The 16,985-nt window shown below is 62.8% G+C and carries 17 protein-coding genes; 13 read left to right on the top strand and 4 right to left on the bottom strand.

Going from position 1 to position 16,985, the window contains the following annotated elements:
- The 3 genes from OXH60_10360 to OXH60_10350 form a co-directional block, all read left to right on the top strand.
- Positions 1-1,163, top strand: a 1,163-nt coding sequence (locus OXH60_10360) for a hypothetical protein (protein MDE0712521.1), incomplete at its 5' end; no start/stop codon positions are given.
- 393 nt (positions 1,164-1,556) lie between these two features.
- Complete coding sequence (locus tag OXH60_10355) at positions 1,557-3,875, top strand: TOMM precursor leader peptide-binding protein (GenBank protein MDE0712520.1); 2,319 nt, start codon at positions 1,557-1,559, stop codon at positions 3,873-3,875.
- 9 nt (positions 3,876-3,884) lie between these two features.
- Positions 3,885-5,009, top strand: a complete 1,125-nt coding sequence (locus OXH60_10350; GenBank protein ID MDE0712519.1) for a hypothetical protein — start codon at positions 3,885-3,887, stop codon at positions 5,007-5,009.
- A 130-nt stretch (positions 5,010-5,139) separates the two neighbouring features.
- Here the strand turns inward: OXH60_10350 and OXH60_10345 are convergent, their stop codons facing one another.
- Positions 5,140-5,391, bottom strand: coding sequence for an NHLP leader peptide family RiPP precursor (locus OXH60_10345; protein MDE0712518.1), 252 nt, complete (start codon positions 5,389-5,391; stop codon positions 5,140-5,142).
- A gap of 346 nt (positions 5,392-5,737) precedes the next feature.
- Here OXH60_10345 and OXH60_10340 point away from each other — a divergent pair, with 346 nt between their 5' ends.
- The 8 genes from OXH60_10340 to OXH60_10305 all read left to right on the top strand — a co-directional run bounded on the left by OXH60_10340 (position 5,738) and on the right by OXH60_10305 (position 13,389).
- Entirely contained in the window at positions 5,738-6,634 is an 897-nt protein-coding gene (locus tag OXH60_10340; GenBank protein MDE0712517.1) for an outer membrane lipoprotein-sorting protein, read from the top strand.
- A gap of 187 nt (positions 6,635-6,821) precedes the next feature.
- Entirely contained in the window at positions 6,822-8,093 is a 1,272-nt protein-coding gene (locus tag OXH60_10335; protein MDE0712516.1) for a tryptophan 7-halogenase, read from the top strand.
- 168 nt (positions 8,094-8,261) lie between these two features.
- Positions 8,262-8,957, top strand: a complete 696-nt coding sequence (pcaH, locus tag OXH60_10330; protein ID MDE0712515.1) for a protocatechuate 3,4-dioxygenase subunit beta — start codon at positions 8,262-8,264, stop codon at positions 8,955-8,957.
- A gap of 6 nt (positions 8,958-8,963) precedes the next feature.
- Positions 8,964-9,560: a protocatechuate 3,4-dioxygenase subunit alpha gene (pcaG, locus tag OXH60_10325; protein ID MDE0712514.1), complete on the top strand. Its 597-nt coding sequence runs from the start codon at positions 8,964-8,966 to the stop codon at positions 9,558-9,560.
- A 21-nt stretch (positions 9,561-9,581) separates the two neighbouring features.
- Entirely contained in the window at positions 9,582-10,907 is a 1,326-nt protein-coding gene (gene pcaB / locus OXH60_10320; protein MDE0712513.1) for a 3-carboxy-cis,cis-muconate cycloisomerase, read from the top strand.
- A 76-nt stretch (positions 10,908-10,983) separates the two neighbouring features.
- Positions 10,984-12,156 carry a 4-hydroxybenzoate 3-monooxygenase gene (pobA, locus tag OXH60_10315; GenBank protein MDE0712512.1) on the top strand — a complete coding sequence of 391 codons (1,173 nt, stop codon included), beginning with the start codon at positions 10,984-10,986 and terminating at the stop codon, positions 12,154-12,156.
- A 7-nt stretch (positions 12,157-12,163) separates the two neighbouring features.
- Positions 12,164-13,162 (top strand): alpha/beta fold hydrolase, encoded by a 999-nt coding sequence (locus tag OXH60_10310; GenBank protein MDE0712511.1) that lies wholly within the window; start codon positions 12,164-12,166, stop codon positions 13,160-13,162.
- 62 nt (positions 13,163-13,224) lie between these two features.
- On the top strand, positions 13,225-13,389 hold the full coding sequence (locus OXH60_10305) for a hypothetical protein (GenBank protein MDE0712510.1): 165 nt from the start codon (positions 13,225-13,227) through the stop codon (positions 13,387-13,389).
- A 390-nt stretch (positions 13,390-13,779) separates the two neighbouring features.
- On the opposite strand, the gene OXH60_10300 is transcribed toward OXH60_10305, so the two are convergent.
- Together OXH60_10300 and OXH60_10295 are read right to left on the bottom strand one after the other, a co-directional pair.
- Complete coding sequence (locus OXH60_10300; protein MDE0712509.1) at positions 13,780-14,004, bottom strand: hypothetical protein; 225 nt, start codon at positions 14,002-14,004, stop codon at positions 13,780-13,782.
- Positions 14,001-14,483: a hypothetical protein gene (locus OXH60_10295; GenBank protein MDE0712508.1), complete on the bottom strand. Its 483-nt coding sequence runs from the start codon at positions 14,481-14,483 to the stop codon at positions 14,001-14,003. Before OXH60_10295 ends, OXH60_10300 begins: the two co-directional genes overlap by 4 nt.
- A gap of 330 nt (positions 14,484-14,813) precedes the next feature.
- On the opposite strand from OXH60_10295, the gene OXH60_10290 reads away from it, so the two are divergent.
- Positions 14,814-15,278, top strand: a complete 465-nt coding sequence (locus OXH60_10290) for a hypothetical protein (GenBank protein MDE0712507.1) — start codon at positions 14,814-14,816, stop codon at positions 15,276-15,278.
- A 36-nt stretch (positions 15,279-15,314) separates the two neighbouring features.
- Here the strand turns inward: OXH60_10290 and OXH60_10285 are convergent, their stop codons facing one another.
- On the bottom strand, positions 15,315-16,301 hold the full coding sequence (locus tag OXH60_10285) for an IS1595 family transposase (protein MDE0712506.1): 987 nt from the start codon (positions 16,299-16,301) through the stop codon (positions 15,315-15,317).
- Positions 16,302-16,526: 225 nt separating this feature from the next.
- Between OXH60_10285 and OXH60_10280 the strand changes: the two genes are divergently transcribed.
- Complete coding sequence (locus OXH60_10280) at positions 16,527-16,964, top strand: type II toxin-antitoxin system VapC family toxin (protein ID MDE0712505.1); 438 nt, start codon at positions 16,527-16,529, stop codon at positions 16,962-16,964.
- Positions 16,965-16,985 lie beyond the last annotated feature (21 nt).

Here is a 16,985-nt window from a genome sequence, read left to right as displayed (position 1 = left end):
TTCGTGTGCACGAAGAAACGGATGCTACGACGCACGTGGTACTGCCGCCGCGTAGCAAGCTCAGCGAGGCCGAACGGAAGGAGGCGTTGACCGGAGCAGCGTCACTGGAGTTTCTCAAGCGGACAATGCACGACCCTGCACCTCCGTTTCGCCCACCCGCCCCGAAACCGACGACCACCCAGGCGAGCGCCGTCACGCCCGAGGCACTTGCGACGGCCGGAAGAGACAGCATCCGCCGCGGTCTCGAATTTCTGGAATCCACCATCGACGATCGCGGAGCCTGGCACTGCATCCGGTTCAACGTGGCCGACCCGGGGATTCCACGGCACTTCGAACGGCCTCCCTTTGTTTCCGCCCTCTGCGTACTCGCCCTAGAAAGTTCCGACGAAGACCGGGCCAAGGCCATTTGCACCGGCACAAGAACCTATCTTGTCAATACCGTTGAACATCCCGGTTTCTGGCGATACTACCGGCATCTTCCACAAGACCTTGACAGCACCACGCTCTGCTCACTCGTCATCGGCAATCACCCATGGATGGTGCTGGGGAAGAACGTCCCGAAGATGTTGGCGAATCGTGACCGGGAAGGTCGCTTCATGACGTGGGTGCTCGCGGAGGATCAGCCCGATGTCGTATCGGCTTTCCGGATCGAAGCGGACCCGGTCGTCAATGCGAATGTCATCGCCTACCTCGGTGACCACCCCGAAACCAGGGATGCGCAGCGGTGGCTGGAAGCCCTGGTTTCCGAAGGCGGGCTTGAGGGTTCGTCCAAATGGTACCCGGACACGGTCGCGATCCACTATGCGATCACCCGCGCCATGATTCGCTCATATCCCGCGCTTGATCAGTTGCGCCCAATACTCGCGGACCAGATCCTGGGCCTGCGTGATGAAGGGGGTGAATTCGGCAACATCCTTCAGACCGCCCAGGCGGTATCGGCGCTCTACAACATTGGAAAACTCGAGGGCATCGACGGGAGCCGCCAGATGGAACGGCTCCTGAGTTCGCAGCGAGAGGACGGCAGCTGGCCGGAACTTCTCGCATTTGGCGACCAGTCGCTGCAATGGGGTGTAGTGGGGCAGATCGGCCATGGTTCCGAAGCCGTCACTACCGCGTTTTGCATCGAGGCGCTGGAGCGCCTCGTCGAAGTCTTGAGAGGCTGACGGTCGGACGGGTCACTGCCCCTGATGGTACCATGGCGTTCCGCGTCAGGGAGAGGTACGCCGCCAGAGGAACTGCATGCTGCAAACCACAGCCGCTCGTCGCGCCTTCGGCTCGGGCGGAACTGACGTCAGACAGCCCATCGGGCCGTCAAGCGCTGACGCGTTTCCCCAATGTCTGCCGCAGGCCATCGCGCAACTCGCTGGGAAGGAACGGTTTGAAACCGACGGCGCTGGGCGGAAGGTGCACAATCGTCGTGCCAACGCTTGCAGGCGCAAGCGCTTCGGTCTGCCGGGCTCGACGGTTGATTGACTTGCAGCCCGCGAACTCACCGGGAGCTGCGCGTTCACTGCGCGCGCCTGAAGGTGCCCGCTGACCCTGCGCAGGAATCCCGGGTGCAAGCGGAGACCGCCGGGAATCCCAAGCGCGGGATTCTGCTCAAGACCACTCCCGACGACCAGGGCCTCATCACGCTTCCAGCGCTCGCTCCACACCTGAAGTTTCACGACATCGACGAGCAGCAGATGCTGCTGGTTTCCGAGTCATTCAATACTTTGCTGCACGGCAAGCTGTACGGCGATCTGCTGCCGTTGCTCGACGGTCGGCATTCACACGACGAAATCGTCTCGGCTCTCGAGGGCGTCCATGCCTCGGTCGATGTTCTCGCAGCCATCGTCTCGCTCGCGGCCAGGGGCTATGTCGTCTCGGCCGACCACGGGATGGAGCGGTCCCGGGCGGCCTACTGGTCGTCGGTTGGCGCCTCGCCACGCTGGGTCGAACAACGGCTGGCTGAATCGCGCATCTCGGTTGTCGGTGACCAGGGGCGACTGGCCCGACACCTGAACGACTCCGGCGCCAGGGTGCGAACCGACGACCCTGAGCTGAGCGTTGTCGTTTGTGACGACTATCTCGAGGAAGAACTTGCGGACGTCAATCAGCGTCATCTTGGGCTCGGCGCTTCCTGGATGCTGGCGAGACCCCGCGGCATCCAGCCGTTGCTCGGCCCCGTCTTTCGCTCAGACGAAACAGGAGCTTGCTGGGCCTGCCTCAGCTACCGCCTGCGCTGCCACCAGGAGGTGCACAGCTTTTTGCGCAACCTTGCTGGTGAGGGGGCTGCCTTCAAGCCGTTCGCCGCGGAGCCAGCGGTGCTCGAAGCGCTCTACCGACTGATCGCGGCGGAGATTGTCAAATGGGTGGTGCTCACTGAGGCCGCTCCGATTCACGAGCACGCGATCGCCGTGGACGTCGGTACGTTGGCCAGCTCTAGGCATCGGGTCGTGCGACGGCCACAGTGCCCGGCATGCGGCGATCGGGCGCTGCATCGCCCAGACCGACCGCCGATCCCGGTCTCGCTGAAGGCGAGTCCCAAAGGGCATCGCAACAGCGGCGGCGTGCGCATCGTGGCACCGGAAGTCACCCTGGCCAAGTACCGCCACCTGGTGAGTCCGATCAGCGGTGTCGTGACGTGGCTTTCCCGCACCACCGATGAGACTGATTCCTGGCTGCACGTGCACTGGGCCGGCAGCAACCTCGGGATGAGAACCCGAAGCCTGAGTTCGCTCAGGCGAAGCTTGCGCAGCAAGAGTGCCGGGAAGGGCAGCACGCGAGAGCAATCTGAGGTCAGCGCGCTCTGCGAAGCGATCGAGCGCTATTCAGGCGCCTTTCACGGTGAGGAGATCCGTGTACGCAAGTCACTCGTCGAGTTCGCAGGGAGTGGAGAGGCAATCCATCCCAACGATGTGCAGCTGTTCAGTGACGATCAGCTCGACAATGCCGAGAGCATCAATGCGAAGGGACACCCGTACAACATCGTCCCGTCGCGGCTCGCTCCCGACGCTCAAATTGACTGGACACCGGTGTGGTCGCTCACGCATGAGCGGCACCGCTACCTGCCGACGTCCATGCTCTACAGCATGCCGGCTGAACAGCGCGGCCCGGCCGATCTGATTGCCGATTCCAACGGCTGTGCCGCCGGCAACACGTTGGAAGAGGCCGTCCTGCAGGGCTTCTACGAACTGGTCGAGCGCGATGCCTTTGCCATCTGGTGGTACAACCGGTTACGTGTGCCCGGGGTCGACCTAGCCAGCTTCGACGACGACTACCTCGCATCCGCCGCTGACTACTACGGCCGCCGCGATCGGGAAATGTGGATGCTCGACGTCACCTCTGATATCGGCATTCCCACCTTTGTCGCGCTTTCGCGCAGCCCGGACGCTCAGACCGAGGACATCATTTACGGTGCTGGCGCCCATGCTGAACCACGGTTGGCGGCACTGCGGGCAGTCTGCGAATTGAATCAGTGCCTGAGCTGGCTGCCGGGTCCCGAAAGCCGAGACGGTCGGCCAATGATCGATGATCCGTTGGCGCTTTGGTGGTGGAAGACCGCTCGACTCGCCGATTGCCCTTGGCTGGCGCCGTCGCCGGACGAGCAGCCCCACAAGGCATCACGGTACCCGGCGACCGATTCGACGGACACACGTGACGACGTGGAATACTGTCGCGCGCTCGCCGAGGCCAGGGGAATGGATTTCCTGGTGCTGGACCAGACCCGGCCCGACGTCGGCATGCCGGTGACGCGGGTCATCGTGCCGGGCATGCGTCACTTTTGGGCAAGATTCGCGCCGGGGCGGTTGTACGACGTGCCGGTCAGCATGGGGCGCCGTGAGTTCCCCGTCGCTGAAGCAGATATCAATCCTGCACCTGTTATCGCGTGACGAGACGGCATGGATATTGACGAAGCAGTCGCGCTGACCCAGGACCGCCTCGCCGAAGAGGGCGGCACCATGGGCGACTTGCTCGGACACTTTCGAAACGGAGTTTCGCCGACGCTTGTCGGTGACCCTGAATGGGAGCGCATACTCGCATGCGCCGAAGACCTTCCGATCACGATGGGCGCGCTTCCGTTCGGCTTTGAACTGCCGCTGCACACTCCGAGGCCGGAGGCGGATTTGGGCGTCTCCTTGGCGAGCGGAACCAGAACGGCTGAGTTTTTCTTGGAGCGAGCGCGGACCAACAAGACCGACGAGACCGCGACAGCGATTGCGCGGTTGTTCAGACACATCGATACGGAGAATTCACCCCTGCGAGCAGTAGTGGGCCGCAAGTTGATGCTGGAATATGACATCGGCTCGGCGCGGGACCGCGAGCGCGAGCGCGAGCATCCGGGAATGTTCCTCCGGCCCGGCGGGCGGCCGATCATCGGCGCCCGCGGTCAGGCGAACGACGCCGGCATGGTGGCGGACGCCCTCGTTTCCTGTGCGGGCTGGAAGCGAAACGATGCCCAACGCGAGCACGTCGAGCGAGTCTACCTGGCGCAGCCATCGGGAACGCGCATGGATTCTTTCGGAGTATTTCCGTCTCGTTCACGAGCGATTCGTTTGGCCATCATGGGCTTTGAAGCGCAGCATGACCTCTGTTCCTATCTCGCGGGCACGAACTGGCCAGGTCAGATCCCGGCCGTCGAATCCGTGATGTCCCGCTTCGCGCGACGCGCGAACGTCGCGAGGGCAGGGGTGAACGTTGACGTCCAGGAAGACGGTCTCGGTCCGACGCTCGGCCTGACGTTCATGGTCAAGCAGCGATACACAAGAGATGCACGTTATTGGCTGGACGGCCCGGGTGATTGGGACCCGTTCCTGGCCGCACTAGGCCACGAGGAGCTTGTAGTTCCGGAGAAGGTTGCGGCGCTTGCTGGCTGGGTGTCGAAACCGCAGCCACTCTTCGCGAAGTCCGGGCGTTATTTGCTCCTGCGCGGCATTCACCACATCAAGCTGGTCATATCCGGAAACGGGCTTCGAAAGGTCAAGGCCTACGTGTTCATGGTGCTGTCCGGAGCGGCCACCTCCTGACAGCGGCGTTCAGCGGGCGCACGCAACCATCAAGTACGCCCGCCTAGGGAAGAAAAATAAGGCGAGGCCACGTCGAAACGTGGGTTCGATCAATGCGGAACTTCAACCGCCCTCCCGCTGATCGTGGAGATTACCAGCAGCAGCAAAGACCAGCTGAAATAGCTTCGAGTTGCTCCTCGGTGATGTTGGGATCTGGCGGTAGCGCGACATGCACGGTCTGCATGTCACTTTCATGCACTTTGATATTCATGGACTCAGGTATTGTGATACCCAATTCCTCGCTGATGGTACTCTTGGGATTCGCCAGAAGCTGTTGTCTGAATTCAGGGTCCAACGAAGACTTCTCAACAATCTGCTTCAGCATGTCATCGCCGCTGCGCATGACGTTCTCCTTCCTTTAAACATGACGATTCGCGTCCGTCAAGGGACGGACGATAGCATACACAAAGATGCGAAAAAATGCAACCATTTTAAGCTGATGCGCTGCACTGCAAACGCCGCTGGCACGGTGGATTCGCCTCTCGATCTGCCTTCCTGCCCGCTTTCGCGCCTGCGAAATTGCGTCGAGTTTTCCGAGACGGAGGAGCCGTGTCCATCGCATGCCAACAAGCCGGTTCTATGCAACGCGGCCCGCTGCGCCGGTTCATCCCGCAGCTTGGGCGGCTATCGCTCTTCGAGCTGCCAACTCCTTTGGAGGGCCCCGGAATCGATTCACGGTACAATGCGTCGTGTCCATCACGGGAGCTGAAGGGATGCTGATCCGCCGCGAAACCGCCGTGGGAAGGTGTACACGCCAAAGCCGGGCGACGGGCTGCCTGTGTCCCCGCCGTGCCTGGGCCGTTGCCCTGGTTCTGGCCCTGGCGTGCTTCTGCCTGCCGCATTCGCACACGCTTGCCCAGGACGAAACGCCGGAGGAAAAAGGGCTTCGGATCGCCAGTGAAGCGAGTGCCCGGAACGAAGGTTTCGGAGATTTCTCTGCCGGATTGACGATGGTGCTCCGCGACCGGCACGGACGCGAGAGCGTGCGCCAGATGCGCTTCAAGGTCCTGGAGGTGCTGACGGACGGTGACAAGAGCCTGTTCGTGTTCGATCAGCCACGCGACGTACAGGGAACAGCGCTCTTGACTCATGCTCACATCAACACGCAGGATGACCAGTGGCTGTATCTCCCGGCCCTGAAGAGGGTGAAGCGCATCAGCGCAGCGAAGCGCTCAGGGTCATTCATGGGAAGCGAATTTTCGTACGAGGACATGAGCCCTCCGGAGGTGGAGGAGTACACCTACAAGTATCTTCGCGACGAACCCTGCGGCGAACTGACTTGTACGGTGACCGAACAGGTTCCCTTGGATGCGAAGTCCGGCTACAGCAGGAAGGTCGTGTGGCAGGATGCGGACGAACTTCGAACCTGGAAGATGGAGCTCTACGACCGAAAGGGCTCGCATTTGAAGACGCTCACGCTCTCCAAGTACCAGCAGTATCTGGATCAGTACTGGCGGGCGGAAGAGCAAACGATGGAGAATCACCTGACCGGTGCTAGCACGGTTCTCCACTGGACCGATTTCCGATTCCGCACGAATCTTGATGACAGCGAATTCACCCAGACAGCGCTTCGGCGCGTGCGCTGATGCGAATTGGCATCGCCATCGAGACCGGTGTGTTCACCGACACCGAAGGCGCGGACGCGAGGACTTTGGAGGCAGGCTCCCTTGCGAGTCAGGGCGGCAGGCGAACGCCCCTGCCAGAGTTTGAGCGCGCGAGATAAGCGCTCTCGGACAGTTGATCAACGGTCGCTCACAGAAGCCTCGTAGGTAGATGGTGCCGGACGGCAAATCCTTACGGAAGATCGCGATTGTCGGGCGGGGAACGGCAGGTTCGTTGGCAGCCGCAAGCGTGACGCGTCTCCACCCGGACAACGACTACGAGTTGCACCACATCTATGACTCGCGCATCCCGGTCATCGGCGTGGGTGAAGGCAGTTGGCCCAGTCTGGTTCAGCAATTGCAGCAACTGACGAAGTTGCCGCATGCGGCTGTGCAGCAGCGTTTGAAAGGAACCAGGAAGTACGGTGTGGCGTTCGAGGGCTGGGGTCGGCGCAATCGAGACTTCACCCACTACTTCACGCCGCAGCAGGTGTCCTACGCCTACCACCTGTCGGCGGATTTCATGGCGGAATTGCTGCACGAAGCCACGCGTGCGCACCACATCGACGCGAAAGTGCTGAAAATCGCCAGAGTGGAGGGCGGCGCGGAGGTGGAATTCGAGGACCGGGCGCCGGAACACTACGACCTGGTCTTTGATGCCCGCGGGTTCCCGAAAGAGCTCCATCCCGATCACCACATCGACATTTCCTTTATTCCCACCAACACGGCTGTCATTCGTCGATGCCCGGCAATCGTCGCGGAAAGCGGGGAGGGCCCGGTCCTGCAACACACCTACACCCGCGCGGTCGCGCGTCCGCACGGCTGGATATTCGTGATTCCGCTTACGGTTCACACGTCATACGGGTACATCTTCAATCGCGATGTATCCAACCTCGCCGAAGTCGAGGCGGACTTTGACGCGTTCCTTGACGCCGACGGCGTCTCCGAATTCGAGCAGCGCGCCGTTATTCCGTTTCCCAATTTCGTCCACCGTCAGATCTACGATGGTGCAGTGGCCCGCATTGGCAATGCTGCGGCCTTCATGGAGCCCCTCGAGGCAACCGCGATCGTATCGGCCCAGTTGCAGATCGGGATGGTGCTCCACATCCGGCTGAACCGACCGGTCGAATCGCTCGAGCGCGACGCGCCGGTGGTTAATCGGTTTCTCGTCAACAATATGCTCTGCTACGGCCTGTTTGTTGGGTGGCACTATTCCTGCGGCTCCCAGTACGATACCGAGTTCTGGCGTAACGCCCGTGACCACGTCTGGCCTCAACACCGTGTGGCGGCGGACCCAGGCGTCGTCGATTGCGCTGCGCTTGAGAAATTCGATGACATGATCGAACTGCTGCACCGGCCCGTCATCGAAAAGGCGGACTGGAATCAGATGTGCGCGGTCCCCCTCACCAGTTATGCCCAGATGTCACAGGGTCTAGGCTGTTAGCCGCGCGTTGGAACGTTTCAGCGGAACTCCTTTTCGGTCGGCGGGTAGGACGTCTGCCGATTGCCGCCTGCGTTGGCGGCGGCGGGCGCCGGGCACTTGCGGTGGCGTTGCCGGTGGCCGAGGATCGCCGGTTCCGAATGCGCGTCGGCACTGCACCGGGAAAAGCGGATGACGACCAGCGAGCCGGACAGATCAAGCCAGCCGCCGTATCGGTATCCCGACTACGTGTCGACGCGCTTCCGGGCACCCACGCGGCCGCCACTTCGGGTACCCGGTTTCTCGTCGGTGCACGCCGGTCCGGCCCGCGATGGCTCGGCGCTTGCTCCGCTGGATGCCGATCTCACCAGGAACGGACGCCGTAGCGGCGAGCCCGTCGGGGAACGGATCATCGTCACCGGTCGGATCATTGACGAGGCCGGACGGCCGGTCCCGGGCGCCCTGCTCGAAATCTGGCAGGCGAATGCCGCCGGCAGATACATCCAGCCAACCGATCAGCACGATGCCCCGCTCGATCCAAACTTTCTCGGTGCCGGGCGCTGTCGATCGGATGCCACCGGTCATTACGGCTTCCGCACCATCAAGCCCGGTGCTTACCCGTGGCAGAACCACCCCAACGCCTGGCGGCCCAACCACATCCATCTGTCGCTGTTTGGGCCTGACTTCGGTTCACGGCTGGTGACGCAAATGTACTTCCGGGGGGATCCGCTGCTGCCGCTGGATCCCATCTACAACAGCGTGCCGGAGGATGCCCGCGACCTGCTGCTGGCCCAGTTCGATCTGGACCGCACCGAGCCCGGCGTCGCGCTCGCCTTCCGGTTTGACGTTGTCCTGAACGGCCCTGGGGCGACGCCGCACGAGGGTTAGGGCCGGATGCCGCGACAAACTCCCTCGCAGACGATCGGGCCGTTCTTCGGCTTCGGCCTCGTGCCCGACCAGTACGGTTTCGCTGGGACCGCCATCGGCAGCGGAACCATGGTGACGGATCAGGCCTGCGGCCAGCGTATCCGGATTGTCGGACGCGTGTTCGACGGTGCCGGGGACGTGATTCCGGACGCCCTGATCGAGGTCTGGCAGGCAGATGCGACAGGCCGCTGCGACGGTTTCACGAACGAACCGCCGTCCGGTCCATCCGACGCACCGTTCACCGGCTTCGGCCGGGTGGGGACCGGCGCCGGGTCGGACGGCCGGTTCGAGTTCGAGACGGTCAAGCCCGGCAGCGTCGACGGACTTCAGGCTCCGCACCTGCAGGTCACCCTGTTCATGCGCGGCCTGCTGCGCCACGTGGTCACGCGCATCTACTTCGCTGACGAGCACGAGGCGAATCTCCGGGATCCAGTGCTGAACGCGGTACCTCGTGGCCGGCGGGGCACGCTGATCGCACGGTGCACCGATGCCCATTCGAGCCGCACGTATAGTTTTGACATTCACATGCAGGGCGAACGCGAGACCGTCTTCTTCGATGTCTGAGCTGCCTGCAGTCGCGTCCGCGTGACTTCCGATCCCTTTTCGGCGCCGTCGCACGGCGCGCTGTTTGCGCCCGCAGACATTCGGGAACTGCTTTCCGACGGCCGTCGCGCGGCCGCGATGGTGCGATTCGAGGCCGCCCTTGCCCGGGCAAACGCCAGATGCGGCGTCATTCCGGCGGCCGCCGCGGACGAGATCAATCGCGCATTGGCCGAATTCACTCCCGACCTGGCCCGGCTGGGTAGCGGGACAGAGTCCGCCGGTGTGCCGGTGCCGGCGCTGGTGGCCCAGCTTCGCGAAGCGGTGGGTGGTCCGTCGGCCGACTACGTGCATTGGGGCGGCACTTCGCAGGACGCGGTCGACAGCGCGCTGGTACTGTTGCTTCGTGATCTGTTGGAGCGTCTCGATAAACAGATTGCGGAATTGATCGAGTCGCTCGGGGCCCTCGCACGCCGCCATCGAACGACAGTCATGCTTGCACGAACCCGGATGCAGCAGGCGGTCCCGACGACGTTCGGGCTGAAAGTGATCGGGTGGCGCCAGCCGCTCCTGCACAGTCGCGACCGACTGGCGGAGCTGCGCCCCCGCCTGCTGTTCGTGCAGCTCGGAGGCGCCGCGGGAACGCTTGCGCCGTGGGGAAATGCTGGGACGAGGGTGCGCGAGGCGCTGGCGGACGAACTGGGTCTCGCTGCCCCGCCGGTGCCCTGGCACACGCAACGCGACGGTGTCGTCGAATGTGCCGGATGGCTGAGCCTGGTGACCGGCGCGCTGGGCACCATGGGGCTCGACATCGGCCTGCTCGCGCAGAGCGAAGTCGGCGAAGTTGCCGAAACGTCGGAACCTGGTCACGGCGGGTCCTCGACGTTGCCGCAGAAGAGCAACCCTGTCCGCAGCGAGGTCCTGGTGGCCCTGGCCCGCTACAACGCCAATGCACTGGGGGCGATGCATCAGGCGCTTCTCCACGAGGGTGAGCGGAGCGGGGCGGCTTGGTCACTGGAGTGGCTCACACTGCCCGGAATGGCGCTGGCTGCCGGCGGGGCACTGGCGCAGGCGCAGCATCTGGTTTTTGGGCTTACGGTCGATGTCGCACGGATGCGCCGGAACCTAGAGGCGACACGGGGCCTATGTTTGGCGGAGGCGGCGGCCTTCGCCCTGGCTGAGCACATGCCGCGTGAGCGGGCCCGGGCTTTGGTGAGCGATGCATGCCGTGAGGCCAAGGCTGGTGGAGAGGGATTGATCGCCGTGCTCGAGCGGCAGACCGATGCCCCGGTTCACTGGCGCGCGGTTGAGGACCCTGAACGCTATCTGGGATCGGCTGTCGCCATGGTTGATGCGGCTCTGAGTGCCTGAGGCTGCGCGACAAACCGCCCGGCGGCCGGCGCTCGGAATCGCCAGGGCTCAAAACGAAGCACGGAAGACAGGGGAGATGCAGGTACAGGTCGTCATCGTCGGAGGAGGGCCATCCGGTCTGCTCCTGTCGCAATTGTTGCATCTGCAGGGCGTGGAATCGGTCGTGCTCGAGCGGCGGACGAAAGCTCATGTCATGGGAAGGGTCCGTGCCGGCGTACTCGAACAGGGCACGGTCGATCTGCTCCGAGCGGCGGGTGTGGCGGACCGGCTGGAGGCAGAGGGACTGATCCACGAAGGGCTGGACATCGCCTTCGCGGGCCGGCGGCATCGGCTGGATCTGGCGGGCCTGACCGGAGGCCGCACCGTGACGGTCTATGGCCAGACCGAGGTGACGCGCGATCTGTTCGAGGCCCGCGAGCGGCTGGGCGGGGCCGTCGTGGACGGTGCGGAGGACGTAGCCCTTCACGATCTCGACGGCGATGCCCCGTACGTCACGTACCGCCATGCCGGTGAGCAACGCCGCATCGATTGCGACTTCGTTGCTGGCTGTGACGGCTTTCACGGGGTAAGCCGCGGTTCCGTGCCCGCGTCGGTGCTTCGCGAATTCGGGCAGGTGTACGCGTTTGGATGGGTCGGCGTCTTGTCCCGGACACCGCCGGTTTCGCCAGAACTGGTCTATGCCAGTCATGAACGTGGTTTTGCCCTCTGCTCCATGCGGTCGCCCTCGCTCAGCCGGTACTATCTGCAGTGCCCGTCAGAGGACGTTCCCGAGAACTGGAGTGACGAGCGATTTTGGGAGGAACTGAAGCGGCGCCTGCCGGCGGCCACGGCGGATCTGCTGGTAGAGGGTCCGTCCGTCGAGAAAAGCGTTGCGCCGATGCGGAGCTACGTTGCCGAGCCGCTCCGGCACGGCCGCCTGTTCCTGGTCGGCGACGCGGCGCACATCGTGCCGCCGACCGGAGCCAAGGGCCTGAACTTGGCGGCGTCGGACGTTCATTACCTGTGGCATGGGCTGGTCGACCACTACCGCCGAGATGACGATTCCGGGCTTCGGGACTACTCGGAGAGGGCGCTCGCCAGGGTTTGGAAGTGCGAGCGGTTTTCATGGTGGATGACGTCGTTGCTGCACCGGTTTCCGGAGGAGGGCCCGTTTCGCGAGCGCGTGCAACAGGCTGAGCTTGAGTACCTGTTCTCGTCTCGGGCCGCCATGACGTCGTTGGCGGAGAACTACGTCGGCTTGCCCTATTGAACTGATGATGACCCGTCCAGAAGTCGCGTTCCCGGAATTTCGTCCAAGGCTCCCGTGGTGGTCAGGGGATCTGCAGACATGCCGCAACTCCCTGAGAGGACGATCCGTCAGCCTGGCGGAGTTCGAGACCCGCCGGTTGCGCGTGCCGGCGTCGGACGGGTCGGGCGACTGTCATCAGGCGGTGCTGAATTCTCCATTGTCTGACGCGAACCGGCCATTGGTGCTGCTGGTACACGGGCTGGCCGGGTCTGAAGACAGCGACTACCTGCGAGCCAGCGCCCGGTATTTCCTCGAACACGGGTACGCGGTGCTGCGCGTCAACCTGCGCGGCGCCGGGCCGTCGAGCACCACCTGCCGGGTGCGATACTGCGCGGGCAGCAGCACGGACCTTTCGGACCTCATTGCGGACCTGCCTGCGGGACTGGTGGGCGACGGGGTAGTGGTGATGGGATTCTCGCTGGGCGCCAACATCCTGCTGAAGTTCTTGGGGGAACCAGGCGGTACCCGAAGGCGAGTACTGGCAGCAGTCTCCGTATGCGCCCCGATCGATCTGGCCGCAACCTGCAGCAACATTCTCCGGTGGCGGAATGCCGGCTATCACCGATGGTTCCTGTCGCACATGAAGGCGGAAACGCAGGCTTCCGGTGTGCCGCTCGACGCTGGCGTGCGATCTGCGATCACGCGGGTCAGGACCATTTATGAATTTGACGAGTGCTTCACCGCGCCAAGTCACGGTTATGCCGATGCAGACGACTACTACCGGCAGTGTTCAGCGAAGGAGTTTCTGGGGGGGATCAACGTGCCAACGCTGGTGATTGCCGCCCAGGATGACCCGATTGTCCCGTTTGCGCCGTACCGTGCCCAGGCTTGGCGACGGACCACGGCGCTGACATGCCTGTTTCCACGTTCGGGCGGCCATGTCGGGTTTCACGGCCAAGGGTCGAAGACGCCGTGGCACGATCGCTGTGCCCATCGGTGGTTCCAGCACGCTGCCTCCCAGGAATGATCTGCATCACTTGCTTGCCATCATGATGTTCTCCTCTTAGCATCACTCGCATGAGAACCACGTTGACGCTGGACGACGACAACGCAGCCAAGCTGCGCGACGAGATGGCGCGCACGGGCAGGAGCCTCAAGGAAACCGTCAACGAATGGGACTTATATACCCTACTAGACAACCCCGCTCTCCCACAATCGGGTAGCACCCGCAAAATCCAGCCATTTCCGTTATGAACTCCCTCTAGGGGGAGCCAGCACTTACCATCTACCCTACATTGTGCTTGGCGTTGGTCGACGTTCGTTTGCGCGCCTCGACCCGACTAGTCGTTCTTTCAATTTTGTGGACTGTCGGTCGAGGCGGCTGGGCATCTCGCCCCTGCGTTCGGCATCCCGCCGCTTCTGGTTCCCCCGGCTGGTCGTCGTGGTCGGCCGGGGAGGTCCACGGATCATCTATCGCAGTTTGCAGGAATGACAACCCATGAAGCCCATGCTCGACCCCGAACGCGACCTGAAGGGTGCCACACCGGAGACGTTAGCTAGGGCACTACTGCGGAATGAGAGTTTGCGGGATAAGCCGAAGGACAAGGACCGTGGCGAACAGGACGCTACGAAAACCAACCACGACTAACTTACCTTGTTAGACGGCACATCCGGTGCCGGTTGTCCTTGCTGGCGCAAGTACTCCCCGAGGTGCTTCCAGAGACTACGGTGATAGGTGTGGGATTTGGCAGGTTCAGGTGTGACGTGGGTCAGCGGGCACCCCGGGACCTTGATGTAGATCCGCCCCTCGGTCGCGCTGTAGCGAACGGCCACGGTCACGTCCACGCTTCTGGTTCGCGCCGTGGTCATGACTCATCACTCCCCGTGTCACAGTAATCGGTGCGGCCATCCTTCAGGTCGTGCAGCGCCGCCAGTTCGCGCTCCGAGGTCTTCTTCAGGCGGTGGTACGTTTCGTAGTCCTGTGCCCGTGTGAGCGGGTCGGTCAATACCTTCTCTATCTTGGCCGCGATCTCTCTAGTCCGCAGAATCCCGCGGGCCGCGCCCCCTGCCACGCACACGTTGAGTTCCTTGTAGAAACCTTCGCACACGTTGCGGGCACTACCCCTGGCCACTTCCATGGCCCGGTCTGACAGGGTGGCCGAGTCCACGCCCGTTTCCTCCTCAAGGCCGTCAATGTGGTCCTGAACGCACCGTTGAATGAACGCCTCGTGTCCCATCACGGCCCGGCGCACGTCATCGGCATCATCCGCCTGCGCACTGGTAACCAGACCCAGCAGAACGGCGATGGCACCTGCCACCAAGACAGGTGCCCGAATAATCTTCCCCATCAGAAATGACTCACGGTTTCTGCCATGGCGCCGGCTGACGCCGGGCCATTGCAACCAACCGTGAAAACAGAAAGGCCCCGCCTGTTCGCCTCGGCGCGGGGAGCGACCCCATGCCGGGTAAGTAGGCTGTTGTATTCAGCGGGTGACCCGGCCCATGGCCGAGGTCACGATTGGTTGCGGGGGTGAGTGTACGATCGATGGTTCGAAGGGACAAGCAACTCGGCCAAGGCGAGTTGAATTGAGGATTACGCCTTCCTATTATTCCTACATAAGCGCGGAAGAAGTAGGAATCGAACTCACGGTGCGCTTGAATGCGCACCGGTACCCAGGATGATTGATAGGGACGGATATATGGGCAAGTGGCAGGTTCCGATCTCAGCAGCGGGAGTGGTCATCGCCTTGGGCATTCTGATAATCAACCTGAACTCAGGTCAAGCCGATTTGTTGAACGCCAAGTTTGATGCCCTGAACGCCAAGTTTGAGGCGGTCGATGCTCGCTTTGACGGCCTCGACGATAAGTTTAGCGCACGCGTTGATGGGCTTGATGCCAAGTTTGACGCACAAGTTGTCGGGATCAATGCGCGACTGGACGACACGATCGGCCGTCTAGATAGTCTTGGCGCCAACCTGAGCAGCATGGATGCCCGAATAACCACACGAATCGACGCGCTGCAACCGGGCGATCAAGAAGGCATGATATGGCCTGAACAACTGGACGGACCAGCCGTCACGAGCAACCCAAATACTGGAATGGAAATACCAGCGGGGATTTCGCAGGAAGACGTTAACCAATAAGCGGATAACAGGAAGTATTACCCGCCTTAGACCTGATCACCGCGCCCCATTCGACAGCCCGTTCTCCGCGACCAGCTCCCGGTATAGCAGGTTCCGGCCGACCATGGCGGCCACCATGTCCCGCATCTGATCGAGCGTGTCCGACTCCCGGATGTTGTGCTTGGCCACGAACTCGGCGATGTAGCGTTGCAGGTGCTTCGGTGACATCTTGTGGAACGTGCCCTGCTGTGCCCGCTTGAGCATGGACCAGAAGGACTCGATACCGTTCGTGTGGGCCATGTCGCGGACATACTCCGAGACCGAGTGCTTGACCGCCTTGTGGTCGAAGGGCATGCCCTTGTAGGCAATGGCCTCGTCCGTGTAGACGGTGGCGCCATCCTTGGCGGTGTCAGACACGAAACCCTGTAGCGTGGCCTTGTCCGTGGCCTGCACGACCTCGGCCTTCACCTTGTTGGTCGCCCGGTCCTTGGCCCCGACCACGGCCGTCTTGCCTACGGCACCGCGGCCGCCGACGGTCTTCCGGATTTCCCGGCGCTTGGCGTTGGACATGTTCTTCCGCTTCCCGCCGAAGTAGGTCTCGTCGACCTCGACCGGGCCATCGAACGGGCCGGTCCCGCGCCGCCATGCCCACGCTTCCCGGAGCCGGTGCAGCATGAACCACGCGCTCTTTTGCGTGATCTCGAGATCCCGGGCCAGCTTCATGCTGGCGACCGATTTCAGGCTGGTTAGGCACAGGTAAATCGCAATGGCCCATTTCCGCAACGGAATGTTGGTGCGGGCAATCGGGGTGCCCGTGCGGACGGAGAAGTACTTGCGGCAGTCGGAGCACCAGTAGGGCATCGGTCTAGCGTTCGGGACCGGTTTGGTGCGGGTTGAGCCGCACCGCCCGCAGAACCGTTTGCCGTCCGGCCAGACCACGGACTCGAACCACCGAGTCGCGGCCTCCTCGGTCGGGAACATGTTCATGAGTTCGATCAGGCTGACGCCCTTGCGGTGGGCCTTGCCTGGTGCGGTTTGTGCCATATGTGTTCTCCTTTTGCGTGGGAGAACTATAGGTCATCCGCGGGCGTTTGTCAAGTAGGGTATATAATCCCCCAACGAATGTCTTCGCCGCGGCTTCGAGGCACCCACGGAAGAGGATCTGGCGACACCATTTTCGGTCAAGTCGCAGGCAATGGGTCTCAGGCCCGGATGCGACCTGGACGACATCGGCGGCCTGCTGGATCTACTTGATGGCCCGGTCGGCCGGTGATTCTCATCGACGCCAACTTGCTTCTCTACGCCGCCGATACCGAAAGTCCGCATCATGAGCCGTCTCGGAATTGGCTCGAGAACACGTTGTCGTCCGGCCGAGCGGTGCGCTTCGCCGTTGTCACCCTGCTGGCCTTCGTCCGGATAGTATCGGACCGCCGCATCTTCAGCCGCCCCCTGTCCCCGGCAGAGGCGTGCTCGCGGGTCGACGAGTGGCTCGCGCTGCCGAACGTCCGTCTTCTCCAGCCGGGGCCGAATGCATGGCGGCTGCTGGGCAGAATGTGTCAGGAGGGCCAGGCCAAAGGTCCCATGGTGATGGATGCCCACCTTGCCGCACTGGCGATGGAGCACGGCGCGGCGATTGCAACCACCGATCGTGACTTCATGCGCTTTCCGGACATCGAAGTCGTGAATCCGGCCGTGCCGAACGCGTGATGAGCACCGCAGGCACCGGGG

Source organism: Rhodospirillales bacterium (assembly GCA_028824295.1).
GTDB lineage: Bacteria > Pseudomonadota > Alphaproteobacteria > TMED109 > TMED109 > VXPW01.
Note: the sequence above shows the minus strand (reverse complement) of the source record. Positions and strands in the feature narration are given on the sequence as shown.

Coding starts and splice junctions, on each gene's coding strand:
- OXH60_10350 (MDE0712519.1), top strand. CDS start 3,885: ATGGATATTGACGAAGCAGTCGCGCTGACCCAGGACCGCCTCGCCGAA.
- OXH60_10345 (MDE0712518.1), bottom strand. CDS start 5,391: ATGCGCAGCGGCGATGACATGCTGAAGCAGATTGTTGAGAAGTCTTCG.
- OXH60_10335 (MDE0712516.1), top strand. CDS start 6,822: ATGGTGCCGGACGGCAAATCCTTACGGAAGATCGCGATTGTCGGGCGG.
- pcaH (MDE0712515.1), top strand. CDS start 8,262: ATGACGACCAGCGAGCCGGACAGATCAAGCCAGCCGCCGTATCGGTAT.
- pcaG (MDE0712514.1), top strand. CDS start 8,964: ATGCCGCGACAAACTCCCTCGCAGACGATCGGGCCGTTCTTCGGCTTC.
- pobA (MDE0712512.1), top strand. CDS start 10,984: ATGCAGGTACAGGTCGTCATCGTCGGAGGAGGGCCATCCGGTCTGCTC.
- OXH60_10310 (MDE0712511.1), top strand. CDS start 12,164: ATGACCCGTCCAGAAGTCGCGTTCCCGGAATTTCGTCCAAGGCTCCCG.
- OXH60_10300 (MDE0712509.1), bottom strand. CDS start 14,004: ATGACCACGGCGCGAACCAGAAGCGTGGACGTGACCGTGGCCGTTCGC.
- OXH60_10295 (MDE0712508.1), bottom strand. CDS start 14,483: ATGGGGAAGATTATTCGGGCACCTGTCTTGGTGGCAGGTGCCATCGCC.
- OXH60_10290 (MDE0712507.1), top strand. CDS start 14,814: ATGATTGATAGGGACGGATATATGGGCAAGTGGCAGGTTCCGATCTCA.
- OXH60_10285 (MDE0712506.1), bottom strand. CDS start 16,301: ATGGCACAAACCGCACCAGGCAAGGCCCACCGCAAGGGCGTCAGCCTG.